The following is an 18309-nucleotide window of genomic DNA, read 5'->3' as shown; positions in this document are numbered from 1 at the left end:
TATTATTTCTTTGAGTTATAACAAGCTACAATAGGGTGGAGATTACTGAATTTGGAAGTCAGATGAGCCCATTTCCCACCATTGAAGACTTTATCGGGCACACCCCGTTGGTGCGGTTGCAAAGAATGAACCCCAATCCGAGCAATACCATTCTCGCCAAGCTAGAAGGCAACAACCCAGCCGGGTCGGTTAAGGATCGGCCGGCCATGAATATGATTCGTCAGGCCCAATTGCGTGGCCAGATCAGTCCGGGCGATACGCTGATCGAAGCGACCAGTGGCAATACCGGTATTGCCTTGGCCATGGCTGCGGCCATCATGGGGTATAAAATGACGCTGATCATGCCGGCCAATCAGTCCGAAGAGCGGCGCGCGAGCATGCGTGCCTACGGCGCCTCGATCATCTCGGTGAGTGCGCAAGAGGGCATGGAACATGCCCGCGACTTGGCCCAACGCATGCAGGCCCAAGGCTTGGGGATCGTGCTAGATCAGTTCAGTAATCCGGACAATCCACAGGCACATTACCTCAGCACCGGGCCGGAAATTTGGCAGGACAGCCAAGGGCAGGTGACGCATTTTATTGCCTCCATGGGTACCACCGGTACCATTATGGGTTGCTCACGCTACCTGAAAGAACAGAATCCAGCGGTGCAAATTATTGGCTTGCAACCGACCGATGGCGCCCAAATCCCGGGCATTCGACGTTGGCCGGAGGCCTACCTGCCGTCCATCTTTGACGCCCAGCGCGTCGATAGTATTATCGATATGGACCAGTCAAGCGCTGAGCACGCCATGAAACGCCTAGCCGCCGAGGAAGGCATCTTCGCCGGGGTCAGTTCCGGGGGGTCGATCGCCGGTGCCTTGCTCTTGTCAGAACGGGTAAATAATGCCGTAATTGTTGCCATAGTGTGCGATCGTGGCGACCGCTATTTATCAACCGGGGTATACAACAGTTGAAGCGCAAACCGAATCAATTTTCCAAAGCCAGTTCAAAACCGTTACCAGCGCCGTTAACCCTGGATATTCTGCGCTATAGCCACGATGGGCGCGGCATTGCCAGTCACGAAGGGCGCGTGGTAATGGTCGCCAATGCCTTGCCCGGTGAGCAGGTCGTCGCGACGATCGATCAGGCGGGCAGCAAGCTATGGCAAGGCCGCAGTACCAGTATTATCACTGCCAGCCCAGTGCGTTTGGCGGCACCTTGCAAACTCTATGGCGTGTGCGGCGGCTGCCAGCTGCAACATCTGCAGCACGCCAATCAATTGCCGGTTAAGCAGCAGACCGTAAGTGATCATTTACGTCGAAATGGATTTAAGGAGCAGGCCTGGTCTGAGCCATTGCTGTCGGAGCCCTATGGCTATCGCCATCGAGCCCGATTCCATGTCGACAAGAAGGGCCAGGTTGGCTTTCACGCCGAGAAGGGTAATCGGCTGGTTCCAGTCGCTCAGTGCCCGGTGTTAACGCCGGCGCTGGAGCAGGCCTATCAGACCTTAGTGGCGTCAGCCCCGATGGTCGGCATCGTGCAATTTGAACTGGTGGTGGACGATCAAGGCCAGATCGGGGTTGTGGTTTTGGACGGCAAGCCGATCGCCAGTGCGGACTTTTACCTCTGGTCGAATAGCCAGGGCTGGTGGTCCACTCAAGCGCTCAGTTATCAGGCCGGCGCGGCAACCGTGACCGCTTTACCCGGTGAATTCACCCAGGTGAATCGCTCGGTAAATCAGCAGATGATTGCACAGGCGCGTCAATGGCTGCAATTGACCGCTACCGATCGCCTGCTCGACCTGTTCTGTGGCAATGGCAATCTCAGTCTGGCGTTAGCCGATGAGGTTGCAGCTTGCTTGGGTTTGGAAGCCAGCCATTCGGCCATTACGCAGGCGACTAGTGCCGCGCAAGGTCGTCCGCAGGTTCTGTTTGAACAGGCCGATCTCTTTACGGTAGATCTCTCCAAGCTGGCCGCGGTCCGCAGCTTTGAGCCAACGGTAATGCTACTCGATCCACCCCGAGCGGGCGCTGAAGCTCTTTGTGCGGTGTTGAAGAAGATACCCTCGGTGAAAAAGATCCTTTATGTGTCCTGTGATCCGGCGACCTTGGCGCGTGACCTAACGCTCTTGGTCGACGCGAAGTGGCGGGTTCGGAAAATCGGCCTAATCGATATGTTTCCCCAAACTCGTCATATTGAGACGATGGTCTACTTAGAAAAGCGAGCCAAATCTTGAAAGTACGTGAAGATCAGCCAGTGTTCAGCGACGGAACCGTCGACCTAAATGCCTGGCTGGAACGAGTAAAAAGCAAAGCCACGATCGTAGACGAAGAGCAACTGCTGCGCGCCTGCCGTATTGCTCGCACCGCCGAACAAGAGGCCGACCATCGCGCCAATGATTGGGGCACAGACGCCTCGGCCTTTAAAACCGGTCTGGAAATGGCTGAGATTCTGGCGGACCTGAGCCTCGACCAGGACGCCATAGTGGCCGGAATCTTATATCGTACGGTACGTGAAGAAGAATTGGAGTTGGACACCGTTAAGGATCAGTTCGGCCCTAAGGTTGCCACCCTGATTAATGGCGTGGCGCGCATGGCTGCGATCCATCGGCAACAAAAGTCGACCAAATCGAGTGTGCTCGGGCAAACCGAAACCCAGGGCGAGGCGGTTCGCAAGATGCTGGTTGCGATGATTGATGATGTGCGCGTGGCGCTGATTAAATTGGCCGAGCGCACCTGTGCCATTCGGGCCGTCAAAAACGCCCCGGTGGCGCGCCGTTACAAGGTCGCCCGCGAGGTTTTTGATATATATGCCCCCCTGGCTCATCGGCTCGGCGTTGGCCACCTGAAGTGGGAGCTTGAGGATCTGGCCTTCCGTTATCTGGAGCCGCAAGACTATAAGAAAATCGCCCAGTTGCTCGATGAAAAACGGCTCGACCGGCAGGACTATATCGAGAAAGTTCAGAGTTTGATTACCGAGCAAATCGAAGCGGCCGATATTCACAAGGCGCAGATTCAAGGCCGCGCCAAACACATCTATTCGATCTGGCGAAAAATGAAGCGCAAGAATATTAGCTTCAGCCAGGTCTATGATATTCGTGCCTTTCGCATTCTCGTCCCCGCCGTGCGCGACTGTTATTCGGTGCTCGGTATCGTGCACTCACTCTGGCGTCATATCCCGCGTGAGTTTGATGACTACATCGCTTCGCCTAAGCAAAACGGCTATCGCTCATTGCACACCGCGGTAATTGGCCCGGAAGGTAAGGTCGTCGAAATACAGATTCGGACCGCCGATATGCATGAGGACGCTGAACTGGGCGTCTGTGCCCATTGGCTCTACAAGGGCACCGATGCTAAGCGTTCTCAATCACGCGGCTACGAAGAGAAGGTCGCCTGGTTACGTCAAGTGTTGGAGTGGCATGATGAACTTGGTGGTATCGACGAGATGGTCGAGGAACTGGGCGCCGAAGTCACCGTCGATCGTATCTATGTGTTAACGCCAGAGGGCCATGTTGTCGACCTATCAGCTAGTGCTACGCCAATTGATTTTGCCTATAAGGTCCATACCGATATTGGTCACCGATGCCGAGGTGCCAAGGTTAATGGCCGCATTGTCCCGCTGAATACCCCGCTGAGCATTGGCGACCAGATAGAAATCTTGACCGGCAATGAGGCTACACCGAGCCGCGATTGGTTGAACGCCGATCTGGGTTTTGTGCGCTCATCCCGGACGCGCGCGAAAATAAAGCATTGGTTTAAATCGCAGGACCGGGACATCAATATCCGCGACGGCAAAGACATGTTGGTGCGCGAACTGCGCCGCTTCAATATCGATAAGATCGATATGAAACAGCTGGCCCAGCTGGTCAATTTCCACAGCGACGACGATCTCTTTGCGGCCTTGGGTGCTGGCGATGTGCGCCTGATGCATGTCGTGCATCACGCCGAAGACATGGTCAATCCGCCCAAGGTTAAAGCCATTAATTTAGCGGTGCCGAAAAAGCAGAACCATTCAAGCGATTTAGTGATTCATGGCGTCGGAAATCTCTTAACGACCATCGCCAATTGTTGCAAACCGGTACCGGGCGATGCGGTTGAAGGCTTTATTACCGTGGGCCGCGGGGTATCGATACATCGCGATGATTGCTCGAACCTGCTGCAGTTGAAAGCCATTGAACCGGAACGGATTCTGGACGTGTCCTGGGGTGGCGAGGTACGCACCACCTATCCGGTCGAGTTGTTGGTGGTCGCCTATGATCGAACCGGTCTGCTCAAGGATATGATGACGGTGCTGGCCAATATAGGGGTTAATATTATCTCCATGAACAGCTTGTCGAATAAGGCTGACAACACAGTGGAAATGAGACTCACCGTGGAGGTCGAAGACTTGCACGGTTTGGGCCGGGTTATGGCACTGTTGTCAAAGGTTGCCAATGTCGCCGATGTTCGGCGCGTGTACCCAAAAATTCATTGATTGGAGTTAGGCAGATGACGGCACGCTTCGACTATGCGGATTTACAGACCCTGATGGCGCGGTTACGCGACCCGGTGGATGGCTGTCCGTGGGATATCAAACAGACCTATGCATCGATTGTCCCCCACACGCTCGAAGAGGTCTATGAGGTGATCGACACCATCGAACGCAATGATTTGCCTCATCTGGCCGAAGAGTTGGGTGATCTGTTGTTTCAGGTGGTTTTTTATGCCCAAATTGCCGCCGAAGAGGGCCATTTCTCGCTCGATGATGTGGTCCATGGGCTGGTGACCAAGCTGGTTTATCGTCATCCGCACGTCTTTCCCGATGGCTCTCTGGCCAGTCGAGCCGGCGCCTCAGCTATAACCGACGGTGCCGTGAACGATCAGTGGGAGCGCTTGAAGGGTCTGAAGAAGCCGGCTAATGCTCGCGTGCTCGATGATGTGCCCTTGGCCTTGCCCGGTCTGTTGCGGGCTAAAAAATTGCAGGCGAAGGCGGCGCGGGTCGGTTTCGATTGGCCGCTGATTGCCGATGTAATGAGCAAGGCCGATGAAGAGTTGGCAGAGCTCAAAGAAGCGATCGCCTCCGGAGATGCCGATGCCATCGAGGACGAACTCGGTGATCTGCTCTTCGTTCTGGCCAATGTCGCCCGCCATACTGGATTGGATCCAGAGCAGGCGGTGCGCCGAACCAATCAGAAGTTTAGCCGACGTTTCGGTCATGTTGAGGATCGGGTCCGTGGCAGCGGCCAATCTTGGCCTGATTTTGAGCTGGACAGTCTGGATGCGTTTTGGCGTGAAGCGAAGGATTTGGAGCGCAAATAGACCCACTAGCTGAATTGCACCCTCGACTTAAGCAGCAGCTTGATTTCTCGCTGGGGTACTCCGCAGTTGGGCCAATATAATTGGCCGGCAACTGGCCCAGATTGGCTCCGGAACTGGCTTAATCTATATCGATTCGTTATGCTTAAGCCTATATTTATTATGACGTAACCTATTATGAAGCATCATTTTTCGCTGACTTTTAAAGTCACAGAGCGCCAGGCTGTCGACGTTAAAAAAGTTGCGCAACGTATTGCCGGCAGTGACTTCCATGTTGAAACTGCAGATTTGGCCGGCACCGAGTTCAGTGTCCATTTTGCCCGGGAAGGCGACCATGCCGCGGATCTCTTGAACTATGCCCGGGAGCAGGTCTTGAATGCGATGCCGGGTGCCGAGTTGGTGTCGGTGGATATGTCGGAAGAGCCTCCCATGACGGGAGCGGTCGATGATATTACCAAGCTGGTCATCCGTGCCTGTCAGGTGCTGGGTGAGCCGGAGTTGGCTCATGCTTGGTTAAATAAGCCCCAGTCCCGTCTCAACGGCCAAGTCCCCAAGGTGTTGATGGTCGACGCTCAGGGGCGAACCTTGGTCTCTCGCATGCTCACGGCGATGGAAGCTAAGGATTGATCGGTTCGTTACGCCAGCCCAGATGAAGCCCTAGCAAGTTGCCACCCCAACCGGACCTGTTCGACACGAGCGGCAACTTCGTTTGCAGCGTCCCTTGGAGACGCCCGTGTCGCCTAGCCACCAACCTCGGTTTGCGCCATGACATCGGGCCGGATGGCGCTGACTAACCCGGCACTGCGCTCGCGTCGCGGCGTCTAAGGGTTACCGCCGTGCGTAATCGCCCGGAGCCAAAGGACGACATTTTCTCAAAGTCATCGCGCGCCAGCGGCAGATATTGGCAGTCGATGGGTCGTTGATGTTGCTTGTCATCGAGATCGGGATCGTGCACATAAAAGCAGAACTCATCGATCGTGGTCACCGTGACCCAATGCGGACTCTTTTTACCATCGAGCCTATAGGTGCTGATCAATATCACAACCCCTAGGCCTTCTTGTAACCATTGCTCTACTTGATGCTGACTGATGTCCTGGTAATGGAGCGCAACGCTCTGCCGTTGGGCCTGATAAACAAACTGATCGTGGACCGTGGCCATAATGGCCTTTTTCTTGGCGGAGCGGACTCCGTCGACAAACAGGGGCTGGTCGGTATTGATATAGACGGCGGCTTCAAAGCCTCGTCGGTGCGCCGCCAAGGCCAAACCTACTGGGTGGCAACCGCCGTGACCCGAGGTCATAAAGATGGTTGTCGCTTCGCGCCAGAGATCGAGTTCAACCGTCTGCTCTAACGCAAAGTGGGAGTCAAGGCTGGCCATAGCCATCATCAACGCGGCCGGCCCACAGGTGAACTCGGTGGTTTGTTGGTACCAGGGCGTGGGACGATGGATCTGCTCACTCTGGATCAGGCGGATAGTCTTCTGCATCCGCAGGGCATCGCTGTGATCGTCGTAGTAGTCGGAATATTCACCGAAAACTCGATAGCCACAGTGTTCATAGAGTCGAATGGCGGCGCTATTGGGTTTGGCCACCTCTAAACGCATAAACAGTCGATTGGCCCGTGCCGCGTTGGCCTCCAATGCAGTCAATAATTGGCGCGCCAAACCAGAGCCGCGCATGGCCGGCAGGACTGCCAGGGAATACAGGCGCGCCAGGCGAGTGCCCTTATTGCACACTACCAGTCCATAACCGAGTACCAATCCATCTCGTTCCGCCACCAGCAGTATGTTGCCGCTGGACGCAAGCCAACGGCGGAAGCTGCGCAAACTAATACGGTCCGCGCTAAAGCAAGCCTGTTCGATGGCCATAAGGGACTCTAGATCGCCCCGTGTGGCCGTCCGATAACTGAAATCATCAAGAGGCGTCATCGATCTGCAGCCTAGCGGCCGCGAGCTTCGAGGCGGCGTTGGAATTCAGCCATGATTTGCATATAGAGCTCATCGCCCAGATAGGCGTCTTCCACCTTATGATCGATACTTGGGTTGTCGTTCACTTCAAGCACATAGGCCTTGTGATTCACTTCCTTGATGTCCACGCCATACAGGCCCTTCCCGACCACCTGGGTGGCTTTAAGGGCGGCGTCGAGCACCGATTTGGGTACCTCGAAGGTCGGTAGCGTATCAAAGCCACCGGAAATGCTTTTTGTACCCACATGATTATAGATTTGCCAATGGTTGCGGGCCATCAGATAGCGGCAGGCGTAAATGGCGCGACCGTTGAGGACGCCGATACGCCAGTCGTATTCGGTATAGAGATATTCCTGCGCCAAAACTAATGCGCTGTCGACAAAGAGCTCCTGGAGCCGAGCGCTCAATTCGGTGCGATTAGCGACCTTGAACACTCCACGGGAAAAAGAACCTTCTGGCATCTTCAGTACCAGCGGGTAACCAAACTTCTGTTCCAAGAAATCCATGGTGGCGGCACTGTACTCATTGACCACTTCGGTAATAAGGCTAGGGACCTTTTGATAACTGAAGGCGTCGTGCAAATAGACCTTATTGCAACAGCGCAGAATGGATTGGGCATCATCCATGACCACCAGACCGTTGTTTTCCGCTTGGATCGCCAAGCGGTAAGTGTAATGGTCAATCGCCGTGGCTTCACGAATAAAGAGCGCATCATAGAAGTTGATGTTTTGCAGCTGATCGATGGTCAGCGCTTGGGCGTGAATACCCTGTTTGGCAGCGGCCTTAATAAACCGACTGATGGCCTCCTTATCACTCGGTGGCGTGCTCTCATTCGGGTTTACCAGGATGGCCATTTCCCAGCGATGTTGCTTCTTGCGCGCATCACGCCAGACCTTATTGGTAAATTCATCGAGGCGCACGAGCAAGCGCGCTCTGGCATGCTCATCCAGTGCGGCATAGGCCACGCGTTCGGTGTGCACCGACAAACTGGCCGTCTCGGCGCTCAGTTGTATCTTGAGGATCGGCGCCTGATATTGGTTGAACACCTTGGTGGCAATTTTTTGCAGTGCCGGCTGGTCAATCTTGCCAAAAAACACCCAGTGGGCTCGGTTCAGTTCCGTATCGGCCAGCTCGCCGAGATCATTCTTGGAGGTGATCATCATCTCATTATTGAGCGCGTCATTGCGCAAGGCGTTGATGGTCTTAACGCTTGGCAACACCTTGTGATTGCGGGCTTCAGCCAACAAGGAACAGTAATAGCCCTTACTCAGATAGGTTTGGGTATCACAGAGGTTAATAATTCGGGTATTGGGTTCATTAATTTTTGGATACTCTTTGAGATAGGTATCAAAATCAATCACATTGGGATGGTTGTCACCTAAATTCAGATCTTGATCAACGACGATGAGCGTTTTGTCCACTTGAGGGCCTTTTCAATGAATGGGGTCTGCCGCCAGTATAGGGCTGGTTTGATCGCGCAGCGGCGCGCGATCAAGCAACAAGGGCTCCGCAGTAGTCAGCACCCGAACGGGTTGACGACTAAAAACACAATGCTGGAATGCTATATAGGCTCTTTTCGGCATCTGGGCAAGCGATCTTTTGAGTCCACATTGAAAAGTCTAACCAGCCCCAGTCGAGCGTGCAGCTGGCTGGTCTCAAGAAGGCCCAGCGACCCCCAGCAAACGCTATAAAATAGCCCTGGATCTGTCGGGTGACTATTGATTTGGCGCGCTGGCAGGGGGCTACTTGCTGTGCGTTTTGTCTACGGCGGTCAAGAAGCCACGCAGTAGGCTGAGCTCTTTGCGGGTTAAGCGCGCGCGCCGGAACAGCGACTGCAAATGTTCCAAAACCTGGCCCGGATGGCGATCATTGATAAAGCCGATGGCGTGGGCTGTACCGGCCAGGTGTTCTTGGAAGAGCGTCAGCTCTTGGTGCAAGGGATAGGCCTCCGGTACCGCTGTAGGAGCGATCAGGCTGGCCTTATGAATCTCATAGCAGACGAGCTGAACGGCCTGGCTGAGATTCAAGACCGGATAATCGGGACTGGCGTCAATATTGAGTTGGAAATGACACTGTTGAATTTCATCGTTATGCAGCCCCATGCGTTCGCGGCCAAAGACAATAGCAACAGGCGACTCGCTCTGTTCGGCTACAGCCTTCTGGGCACTCAGCTCGGCGCTGAGTGCAGGTAGGGGGATCGAGCGGTCGCGGGCACTGGTACCTATTACCAGCGCGCAATCGGCGATCGCTTCCGCCAGGGTGGCCACGACCCGAGCATTGGCCAGGACATCGGTTGCCTGGCCGGCACGGCTGGTGGCTTCCGCGCTGGGAAAGTCGACCGGGTCGACCAGCACCAATTGCGCAAGGCCCATATTCTTCATGGCGCGAGCCACAGCGCCGATGTTGCCGGGGTGCCAGGTTTTTATCAGGACAATGCGGATATTAAGCGACATAAGATTGGGACCGGTGTAGTAAAAACCCGGTGAGTCTATCACTGTGTGTCTCAGGATGGGTAAAAAAGGGCGTCCGTTCAGGCTCGGAACACCCTGATAGCTGAGCTGTTAACCGGTAATATAGATGGGTCCGAGGCCGATGCCCCAAATGATCACGGTTATCGCCAACAGGGCGACAAACATCACCATGCCAATGGTCACGATGGCGCTGGCAAAGATAAAACCTCGTTCTTTGGGGATATTCATTAATATCGGAATGCCTTCGTACAAGAGGTAGACCGAATAGGCCAAGGCCACCAAGCCGACGATGAGATCGAGCCATAACACCGGGTAAAGAGCTACCAGCCCGCTGAGAAAGAGCGGTGCCGTAGTATAGGTGGCCAAGGCAATACCCCTGGGTGTGTGGTCATCGCCGCGAAAAGTCTCCGCTAGGAAGTCGATAAATTTGCCCAAGACGATTACGCCAACAATCATCGCACCGTAAAAAAGGATGCACAGAAACAGCGCGCTTTCGGTGGTCAGGCGGTACACCGTATCGCTGGCACCGACCGTCCAGCCGACCTGGGTGATCCCTATATAGCCGCACACGGCCGGAATGGCGGCGAGCAGCAAAGCGTGGGTGAAGTAGTGACGGCTGAGGGTATTGGGTTCGGCACGGATGCTTTCCCACTCTTCATCGGGATGAGCAAATATGCCCCAGATATGGTTTAGTATCATGCAGTACCTACTCCTTCTCTATTTTTATTGGGTTTGTCGGGCATGTGCCGCCGAGGTCGACATGGCCTCAAGCAATCTTATGCACAGGGCCCATTGCTTATTGATACAACAGCTTTGAGTATAATCAGGCGGGCCGAATAATAGCAACCATCTGCGCAACAAATGGTAGTCCTATAAGGCTTGCCGCGCTTGCCCAACGCGCGGTGCTGACTGGACCGTTATCGGTCCGATTCGGTCGGCAACTTGCCTAAATAACGAATACGGGCGGCGGTCACCGCGTTGTCCTTTATTTGCAGGATTTCAATCAGAAAACGATCTATCTTGATGCTTAGGTTGGCATCGGGGATTTCCTCAATATACTCGAGGATGAGGCCGTTTAAGGTTTTCGGTCCATCGGTCGGGAGATCCCATTGCAGAACCTTATTGATATCCCGTATTGACGCGGTGCCATCGATAACGAAGCTGCCGTCGCGCTGAGGATGTATTTCCTTGCTGTTGTTGGTTAGGTCGGTAGTAAATTCGCCGACTATCTCTTCCAGCAGATCTTCCAACGTGACCAGCCCCTGAATATCGCCGTATTCATCAACTACCAGTGCCATACGCAACTGCAAGCTCTGGAAGTTCAGCAGTTGAGTGTGCAGTGGCGTGCCTTCGGGGACAAAGTACGGATCTTTAGCGGCCTTGGTGAGCATCACCTTGGTCGGTGCATCGGCATACAGGAACTCCGCGGCATCGCGGATATGTAGGATGCCGATAACCTTGTCGATATCGCCTTTGAACAGCGGAAAGCGGGTATAGCCATTCTGGCGAATGCTGTCGGCGATCTGCTCAATACTACCCTCTATATCGATACCATTGACCTCGTTGCGCGGCACCATAATGTCGTCAACGGTAACATTCTCCAGCTCCAATATGCCTAACAACATCGACTGGCGCTGTACTGGCAAGGTGCTGCCGGATTCGTTGACCAGGGTCTTCAGTTCTGCCGAGGACAGGGCCTCAACATTTTCATTACCCTTGCCGATACGCAACATCCAGAACAGTATGCGCACAATGCCATTTATAAACCAGACCGCCGGGGCGAGTAACCAGGACAGCATGCGCAAAACGTAAGACGCTGGGAAGGCGATTCGCTCTGGATGGCGTTGGGCTATGGTTTTAGGGGTGACCTCGGAAAAGATTAGCACCGCGAGGGTGAGCGCGATGGTCGAGATGGTGATGCCGAGCTTTTCATTGTCCGGGAGCAACTGCTGGGCGATCAGCGTGGCCAGGGTGGCGGCCGCTATATTCACCAAGTTGTTGCCGATCAGAATCACACTGATCAGCTGCTCCGGTGTTTCCAGGAGCCGCTGGGCGAGTTTTGCCGAGCGATTTCCTTCATTAGCTAAATGCTTTAAGCGATAACGGTTGAGCGACAGCATGCTGGTTTCGGAACTGGAAAAGAATGCGGAAGCCAATAACAGCAGGGCGAGTGCGCCAAAAAGCAAGCCCAAGGGTAAATCGTTCAAAAGCGAGAAGCCTCATTAACTAAGTTAAGGTTTTTTAGCGGTATGTCGAGTCACTGTCAAGCGTTGCACTACAAATAGGCTGGAAATGGTCGAGATTCACCCAATTAAGGGTGCAAGCATGACCGAACGAACAGGGTCGCTTAAAAAGTGTGCAGCAGATATTCCAAGACGAATTTGGATCCGATGAAGGCAACCAACAAAAAGCCGAAACCGACATAAATTAGCTTGCTGGCGCGTCGACCGCGCCAACCCAGATAAAAATGACCAAAGATAAGGATAGCAAAGAAGCCCCAAGCGATGAGGGTTAAGACCGTTTTATGAATCAGATGCTGAGCCAACATATCGTCGACATAGATGCCGCCAGTGATAATCGAGGCCGTCAAAAGCACAAAGCCGATCATTAGCCACTCAAACATCAAGCGTTCCATAGATTGCAACGGCGGTAAGATGCGCGATATGCGATTGTTTAAGCGATGCTGCTGCAGATCGTTACTTTGGATGTTGACCAGAATAGCCTGCAGCGTGGCAATAATCATTACGCTGTAAGCCAAGAGTGAGATAAATATATGCACCAACATGCCCGTGGTGTAGGTCTTGGGGCTGGCCAGATGGGGTGCAAACAGGGCTAAAACCAAAAAGGCCGCGCCGACCGGCATTAAGAAAACAAAGAGGTTGTGCAATGGTTTGGATAAAGATGAGATCAAAATCACCGCAATGGTCATCCAAACACAGATGGAAATGGTGTTCAGCAGGCTCATTTGCAGCATCCCGGCGACCATAACCTCGGAAATTAATTGCGCCGAGTGCGCCGCTAAGCCAATAAGGGCTGGGCCATAAAGCAGCCACGGGACAATGGGTCGCTGTTTAACTAAAGCGCTGAATGCCGCCAGTCCGCTGATGAAGTAGGTGATGATTGCGAGCCATAAAAGCATAACGAAGCCTGTGAAGGTCCAGAAATTAAAAATTTGAGCCAGTGTGCCACTAACCGCCCAGCTTTTCACTTGATAGCGGAGCATAGCCATGAATATAGCCGCACTGCTATACTATTGCGATTGATTGCAGATGTGAAACCAGCATGTTTAATAGTTTATCAGAACGGTTAAGCCTAACCCTAAAGCAAATTACCGGTCAGTCTAAACTGACCGAAGACAATATTAAGACCTCCCTCCGGGAAGTGCGCATGGCCTTGTTAGAAGCCGATGTCGCCTTGCCGGTGGTGAAGGCCTTTATTGATCGGGTGAAAGACCGAGCGGTGGGCCAGGAAGTGGCCGAAGCGCTCAACCCCGGCCAACAGTTTTTAAAGATCGTTCAGAGCGAGCTGGTCCATGTAATGGGCGAGCAAAACGAGGTCTTGAACCTCAAAGCACAGCCGCCCGCGATCATCCTGATGGCCGGTCTGCAGGGTGCCGGTAAGACCACAACCGTTGCCAAGTTGGCCCGATTCCTGAGTGAGCGGGAAAAGAAGAAGGTTATGGTGGTGTCAGCCGACATATATCGTCCGGCGGCAATTCAACAATTGGAGACGCTGGCGGCAGAAGTCGGGGCCCTGTTCTTTCCCAGCGATAGCAGTCAGCAGCCCGAGCGGATAGTCCGGGACGCGGTCGATGCGGCCCGCAAGCAGGCCGTTGATGTGTTACTGGTCGACACCGCCGGGCGTTTGGCGATCGATGAGCAGATGATGGCCGAGATTAAGGCCTTGCATAAAGCGATTGAGCCGGTCGAAACCCTGTTTGTCGTCGATGCGATGACCGGTCAGGATGCTGCCAACACCGCCAAAGCCTTCAACGATGCCATCCCGATCACCGGTGTGGTTCTGTCTAAGGCTGATGGCGATGCGCGCGGCGGTGCCGCCCTGTCGGTGCGTCATATCACTGGCAAGCCGATTAAATTCATCGGTATGGGCGAGAAAACCGATGCCTTGGAAGCCTTCTATCCCGATCGGATCGCCTCTCGTATCCTTGATATGGGTGACGTGTTGTCACTGATTGAAGAAGTTGAGCGCAAGGTCGACAAGGTTAAGGCCGAGCGACTGGCTGGCAAGATTAAAAAGGGTAAGGCCTTCGACCTGCAAGATTTCCGCGAGCAGCTCGATCAGATGAGCAATATGGGCGGCTTGACGGGCATGATGGACAAGCTACCGGGCATGGGTCAGATGGCCAAGGCTGGCAATCAGCTCCAAGGTGCCGAAAAGCAATTCCATCAGATGGGGGTAATCATCGATTCGATGACGCCGTTGGAACGCCATTTTCCCGACAAGATAGTCGGCTCGCGTAAACGTCGTATCGCGATGGGCTCGGGCACCCAAATACAGGATGTTAACCGGCTCCTGAAGCAGCACAAGCAGATGGCCAAGATGTTTAAGAAGGTCGGTCAAAAAGGCGGCATGCAAAAGATGATGCGCGGCATGGGCGGTATGATGGGCGGGCAGGGTGGCATGGCCCCCGGTGGTGGTCTGCCACCCGGACTGGGCGGCGGCAAATCGCCGTTCTAAGACTGCAGATCCAAATAGGGCGCCTAGGGCGCCTTTTTTAATGGCCCGACGCCGGAGCCAAAAAACAGCCCCCACGGCGCCACGTCTGAGCCTTATTTGCCCCAGTCCACTGTTATCCTTGTAATATTGGGGGTATTCCGTATACTTCGCCGGCGCTAATTTCCGAGTTTTGCTCGGGTAATTTAAACTTTGGACACTGAATAAAGGTAACCCCTTTAACATTCCAAAATGGCAGGTGATTTTAAAGCTTGCCCAACTAGGAGAACGCGATGGTAGTCATTCGACTTTCACGTGGCGGGTCTAAGAAACGCCCGTTTTATCATCTATCTGTAGCCGACAGCCGAAACGCCCGTGATGGACGTTTTATTGAGCGTGTTGGTTTCTTTAACCCAGTAGCCCGTGGTCAAGAAGAGCGCATTCGCGTTAGCCTAGATCGTGTTGACTATTGGGTAAGCAAGGGTGCACAGGCTTCTGATCGTGTCGCCCATTTGCTTAAAGAGTTTAAGAAAGCCCAAGCCTGAGTGATGCTGAGGCAGAGGGTTTCGTTATGACACCGTTACTACCAGAAGATTATGTCGTTTTAGGAAAGGTTTCCTCCGTTTACGGAGTAAAGGGTTGGGTGAAAGTCTTTTCGTTTACCGAACCAATGGATCGTATCCTGGAATATGGTAACTGGACGCTGAAGCAGGGTCAGGATCTGATTCCGATTGAAGTGGACATGGGACGGAGTCATGGCAAGGGGATGGTCGCGCATTTTAAAGGGGTCGATGACCGCGAAATTGCGAAGAGATATTCGGGTGCCGATATTTGTGTACCTCGAAGCCGTCTTCCCGAGTTGTCCGAAGGTGAATGCTATTGGTATGAACTGGAAGGCTTAACGGTGATAACAACGCACGACGTTATCCTCGGCACAGTAGATTATGTAATGAGCGCAGGCTCTGGCAATGATGTATTGGTGATCAAAGGCGACGCGAAGAGTATTGATCGACGCGAACGACTTGTACCCTACATCGACCAATTTGTAATTGAAGTTGACCTCGGTGTAGGTCAGGTGATTGTCGATTGGGATCCAGAGTTTTGATCGAAGAAGGTGCTTCACAACCAGCACTTGAGTTTGGCATCGTTACCCTGTTCCCGGAGATGTTTAATGCATTTACCGACTACGGCGTAACGGGGCGGGCCGTAAAGCAGGGGGTTGTTTCAGTTCAATGCTGGAACCCGCGTGACTTTACCACTGACCGTCACCGAACAGTGGACGACCGACCTTTTGGCGGTGGTCCCGGAATGTTGATGAAAGTACAGCCCTTGCGGGATGCAATTACGGCAGCGAAAGCGGCCAGCGCAGTGCAGACCAAGGTGATTTATTTATCACCGCAAGGGCGGAAACTGGATCAACAGGGTGTTACAGATTTGGCTCATAATGAACGTTTGATTTTGGTCTGCGGACGTTATGAAGGCATAGATGAACGGTTGCTGGAAGCCGATATTGATGAACAGTGGTCGCTGGGGGATTTTGTACTCAGCGGTGGTGAGTTGGCGGCAATGTCCTTTATGGACGCGGTCAGTCGACTGGTCCCGGGTGTACTCGGTCACGCAATGTCATCAGTTGAGGATTCTTTTTTCGATGGTTTGTTAGATTGTCCACACTACACTCGGCCTGAAGTGCTCGATAACAAGGGTGTACCGGATGTGCTGTTAAGCGGTCATCACGAAAATATTCGTCGATGGCGTGCCAAGCAAGCGATAGGCCGGACATGGGAAAGACGACCTGACTTAATAGAGGGTCGCCAGTTGACTAAAGAACAACTGACTCTTTTAGATGAATTTAAAAGTGAGCAAAAGCTCACGCGACCGATCAGGAGCTGAATCATGAGCAATAAGAATCTGATTATTCAGCAAATTGAAGCTGAACAGATGAACAAAGTAATTCCTGCGTTTGGCCCCGGTGATACCGTGGTTGTCCAGGTAAAAGTAAAAGAAGGCGAACGTGAGCGTTTACAGGCCTATGAAGGCGTTGTAATCGGTAAGCGTAACCGTGGCTTGAACTCTGCTTTCACCGTGCGAAAAATTTCTAACGGTGTTGGTGTTGAGCGTTCTTTCCAGACCTATTCAATGCTGGTTGATAGCATAACTGTCAAGCGTCGTGGTGACGTTCGTCAAGCTAAGCTGTACTACCTGCGTGAACGTTCTGGCCGGTCTGCTCGAATTAAAGAGAAGATTCCAGCCAAAAAAGCTAAGTAATAGCCTAGCTTTTCCAATAAAAGGCAACCTACGGGTTGCCTTTTTTGTTGAGCGAGCGGAATGTTTTAATGCAGCATCACAATATTTAACCGAGTGCCAGTTAGCGCCCCTAGTATCGCCACATCAGACCCCTGCAGAGGCTGAAAACATTTTCAGTTGGGCTGCAACGACTCGTTGCGAAATGAGCACGGTCATTTGGCGCTGCCCAGGCATAAAAAGAGCTTTTGTCCGTTGACCTATCGGAGCGGCTTAAGTAATGTTCGAAGCATTGAATTAACCTAATAATGAAATAACGAGGCCTGTTTTGAAACCAGTAAACGTCGGTATTTGTGGCTTGGGCACTGTTGGTGCCGGGACCTTTAATGTCCTCCAGCGAAATTTGCACGATATAGCGCGCCGTGCCGGTCGACCGGTACGCATCGTTCATATCGGCGCCCGGCGTGACAATCCGGCCTGCCAACTGGACGGGGTCAAGGTATCGCGTGATATCTTCGCTGTCGTTCGCGATCCCGACGTCCATATAGTGGTCGAGTTGATCGGTGGCATGACGGTCGCCAAAGAGTTGGTGCTGGCCGCAATCGCGGCCGGTAAAGACGTAGTCACTGCCAATAAGGCATTGATTGCCGTGCACGGTAATGAAATATTCGCCGCAGCCGAGGCCAACAATGTCGTGGTCGCTTATGAAGCGGCGGTCGCAGGCGGTATCCCGATCATCAAGGCGATCCGGGAAGGCCTGGTGGCTAACCATATTCAAAGCCTGGCCGGGATTATCAACGGCACCGGCAACTTTATTCTGACCGAGATGAGCGAGAAGGGTCGTGCCTTTGCCGATGTCTTGGCCGAAGCCCAAGCGCTCGGCTATGCCGAAGCCGATCCGGCGTTCGATGTCGAAGGCATCGATGCAGCGCATAAGTTGACCATTCTGGCCTCAAACGCCTTTGGTATCCCCTTGCAGTTCAGCAAGGTCTATACCGAGGGTATTACCGAAATAACCAGTGAAGACGTGCAGTTCGCTGAAGAGTTGGGCTATCGCATTAAGCATCTGGGCCTAGCCCGCCGAACCGAAGAAGGGGTTGAGTTGCGTGTGCATCCGACCTTGATTCCGGCCAAACGACTGATCGCCAATGTCAATGGCGTGATGAATGCCGTTCTGGTGTTTGGCGATGCCGTCGGACCGACCATGTACTACGGACAGGGTGCCGGTGCCGAGGCCACCGCCTCGGCGGTGATTGCCGATATAGTCGACATCGCGCGCGATATTGACAGTCCCGGTCTGGTACCCCATTTGGGTTTCAGTGTTGAGACCACCGATCTGCCGGTGCTGCCGGCCGAAGCCATGGTCACAGCCTACTATTTGCGAATTTCTGTCAAAGACGAGGTCGGTCAGATGGCCAAAATCGCCGAGACACTGAGTATGCATGGCATCAATATGGAAGCTATCATCCAGAAGGAAGCGCCAGAAGGTGAACTCTTGGTGCCCCTAATCCTGTTGACCCAGCCGGTCAGGGAGAAGGCCATGAACGCTGCGATCTTATCGATTGAGGCCTTACCGGCGGTGACCGAAAAGGTCGTGCGCATTCGCGTTGAGCGCTTGGATAGCTGAGTAGCAAGCTCTGCATTGCTGCCTGGCCTTGATCGGTCAGGCCATGCCGCGCAC

At 53.5% G+C, this 18309-nt stretch carries 17 protein-coding genes; 11 read left to right on the top strand and 6 right to left on the bottom strand.

The genetic code is table 11. The features are described from left to right. The first annotated feature begins 62 nt into the window (after nucleotides 1-62). From cysM to REIFOR_RS17035, 5 genes are all read left to right on the top strand, one after another. On the top strand, nucleotides 63-956 hold the full coding sequence (gene cysM / locus REIFOR_RS11050) for a cysteine synthase CysM (protein ID WP_100257618.1): 894 nt from the start codon (nucleotides 63-65) through the stop codon (nucleotides 954-956). Further along, nucleotides 953-2218 carry a class I SAM-dependent RNA methyltransferase gene (locus tag REIFOR_RS11045; protein ID WP_100257617.1) on the top strand — a complete coding sequence of 422 codons (1266 nt, stop codon included), beginning with the start codon at nucleotides 953-955 and terminating at the stop codon, nucleotides 2216-2218. The genes cysM and REIFOR_RS11045 overlap by 4 nt, the downstream gene beginning before the upstream one ends. Continuing rightward, nucleotides 2212-4455 carry a GTP diphosphokinase gene (relA, locus tag REIFOR_RS11040; protein WP_193437341.1) on the top strand — a complete coding sequence of 748 codons (2244 nt, stop codon included), beginning with the start codon at nucleotides 2212-2214 and terminating at the stop codon, nucleotides 4453-4455. The genes REIFOR_RS11045 and relA overlap by 7 nt, the downstream gene beginning before the upstream one ends. Nucleotides 4456-4469: 14 nt before the next feature. Then, the gene (gene mazG / locus REIFOR_RS11035) at nucleotides 4470-5279 is read left to right on the top strand and encodes a nucleoside triphosphate pyrophosphohydrolase (RefSeq protein ID WP_100257615.1); all 810 of its coding nucleotides are present in this window, start codon (nucleotides 4470-4472) and stop codon (nucleotides 5277-5279) included. 174 nt (nucleotides 5280-5453) lie between these two features. Then, complete coding sequence (locus REIFOR_RS17035) at nucleotides 5454-5903, top strand: MbcA/ParS/Xre antitoxin family protein (protein WP_227003661.1); 450 nt, start codon at nucleotides 5454-5456, stop codon at nucleotides 5901-5903. A 163-nt stretch (nucleotides 5904-6066) separates the two neighbouring features. On the opposite strand, the gene REIFOR_RS11025 is transcribed toward REIFOR_RS17035, so the two are convergent. From REIFOR_RS11025 to REIFOR_RS11000, 6 genes are all read right to left on the bottom strand, one after another. Then, complete coding sequence (locus tag REIFOR_RS11025) at nucleotides 6067-7203, bottom strand: peptidase C39 family protein (RefSeq protein ID WP_100257614.1); 1137 nt, start codon at nucleotides 7201-7203, stop codon at nucleotides 6067-6069. 11 nt (nucleotides 7204-7214) lie between these two features. Further along, a complete protein-coding gene (locus tag REIFOR_RS11020; protein ID WP_100257613.1) occupies nucleotides 7215-8663 on the bottom strand; it encodes a RimK family protein in 1449 nt (482 codons plus the stop codon). 321 nt (nucleotides 8664-8984) lie between these two features. Then, entirely contained in the window at nucleotides 8985-9695 is a 711-nt protein-coding gene (locus REIFOR_RS11015; protein WP_100257612.1) for an RNA methyltransferase, read from the bottom strand. Between the two features lie 108 nt (nucleotides 9696-9803). After that, complete coding sequence (locus tag REIFOR_RS11010; protein WP_100257611.1) at nucleotides 9804-10412, bottom strand: Yip1 family protein; 609 nt, start codon at nucleotides 10410-10412, stop codon at nucleotides 9804-9806. Nucleotides 10413-10630: 218 nt separating this feature from the next. Then, nucleotides 10631-11920: an HlyC/CorC family transporter gene (locus tag REIFOR_RS11005; RefSeq protein WP_100257610.1), complete on the bottom strand. Its 1290-nt coding sequence runs from the start codon at nucleotides 11918-11920 to the stop codon at nucleotides 10631-10633. Nucleotides 11921-12060: 140 nt separating this feature from the next. Then, nucleotides 12061-12852 carry a cytochrome C assembly family protein gene (locus REIFOR_RS11000; protein ID WP_158524364.1) on the bottom strand — a complete coding sequence of 264 codons (792 nt, stop codon included), beginning with the start codon at nucleotides 12850-12852 and terminating at the stop codon, nucleotides 12061-12063. Nucleotides 12853-12995: 143 nt separating this feature from the next. Between REIFOR_RS11000 and ffh the strand changes: the two genes are divergently transcribed. The 6 genes from ffh to REIFOR_RS10970 all read left to right on the top strand — a co-directional run bounded on the left by ffh (nucleotide 12996) and on the right by REIFOR_RS10970 (nucleotide 18255). Continuing rightward, nucleotides 12996-14411 (top strand): signal recognition particle protein, encoded by a 1416-nt coding sequence (ffh, locus tag REIFOR_RS10995; RefSeq protein ID WP_100257608.1) that lies wholly within the window; start codon nucleotides 12996-12998, stop codon nucleotides 14409-14411. A 269-nt stretch (nucleotides 14412-14680) separates the two neighbouring features. Continuing rightward, nucleotides 14681-14932, top strand: a complete 252-nt coding sequence (gene rpsP / locus REIFOR_RS10990; RefSeq protein ID WP_100257607.1) for a 30S ribosomal protein S16 — start codon at nucleotides 14681-14683, stop codon at nucleotides 14930-14932. Between the two features lie 26 nt (nucleotides 14933-14958). Then, on the top strand, nucleotides 14959-15492 hold the full coding sequence (gene rimM / locus REIFOR_RS10985; RefSeq protein WP_100257606.1) for a ribosome maturation factor RimM: 534 nt from the start codon (nucleotides 14959-14961) through the stop codon (nucleotides 15490-15492). Further along, nucleotides 15489-16277, top strand: coding sequence for a tRNA (guanosine(37)-N1)-methyltransferase TrmD (gene trmD, locus REIFOR_RS10980; protein WP_100257605.1), 789 nt, complete (start codon nucleotides 15489-15491; stop codon nucleotides 16275-16277). The genes rimM and trmD overlap by 4 nt, the downstream gene beginning before the upstream one ends. Before the next feature lie 3 nt (nucleotides 16278-16280). Next, nucleotides 16281-16652 carry a 50S ribosomal protein L19 gene (gene rplS, locus REIFOR_RS10975; RefSeq protein ID WP_100257604.1) on the top strand — a complete coding sequence of 124 codons (372 nt, stop codon included), beginning with the start codon at nucleotides 16281-16283 and terminating at the stop codon, nucleotides 16650-16652. 304 nt (nucleotides 16653-16956) lie between these two features. Continuing rightward, the gene (locus REIFOR_RS10970; protein WP_100257603.1) at nucleotides 16957-18255 is read left to right on the top strand and encodes a homoserine dehydrogenase; all 1299 of its coding nucleotides are present in this window, start codon (nucleotides 16957-16959) and stop codon (nucleotides 18253-18255) included. Nucleotides 18256-18309: the final 54 nt, after the last annotated feature.

The organism is Reinekea forsetii (assembly GCF_002795845.1).
GTDB classification, from domain to species: domain Bacteria; phylum Pseudomonadota; class Gammaproteobacteria; order Pseudomonadales; family Natronospirillaceae; genus Reinekea; species Reinekea forsetii.
This window is presented reverse-complemented; position numbering and strand designations above follow the sequence as displayed.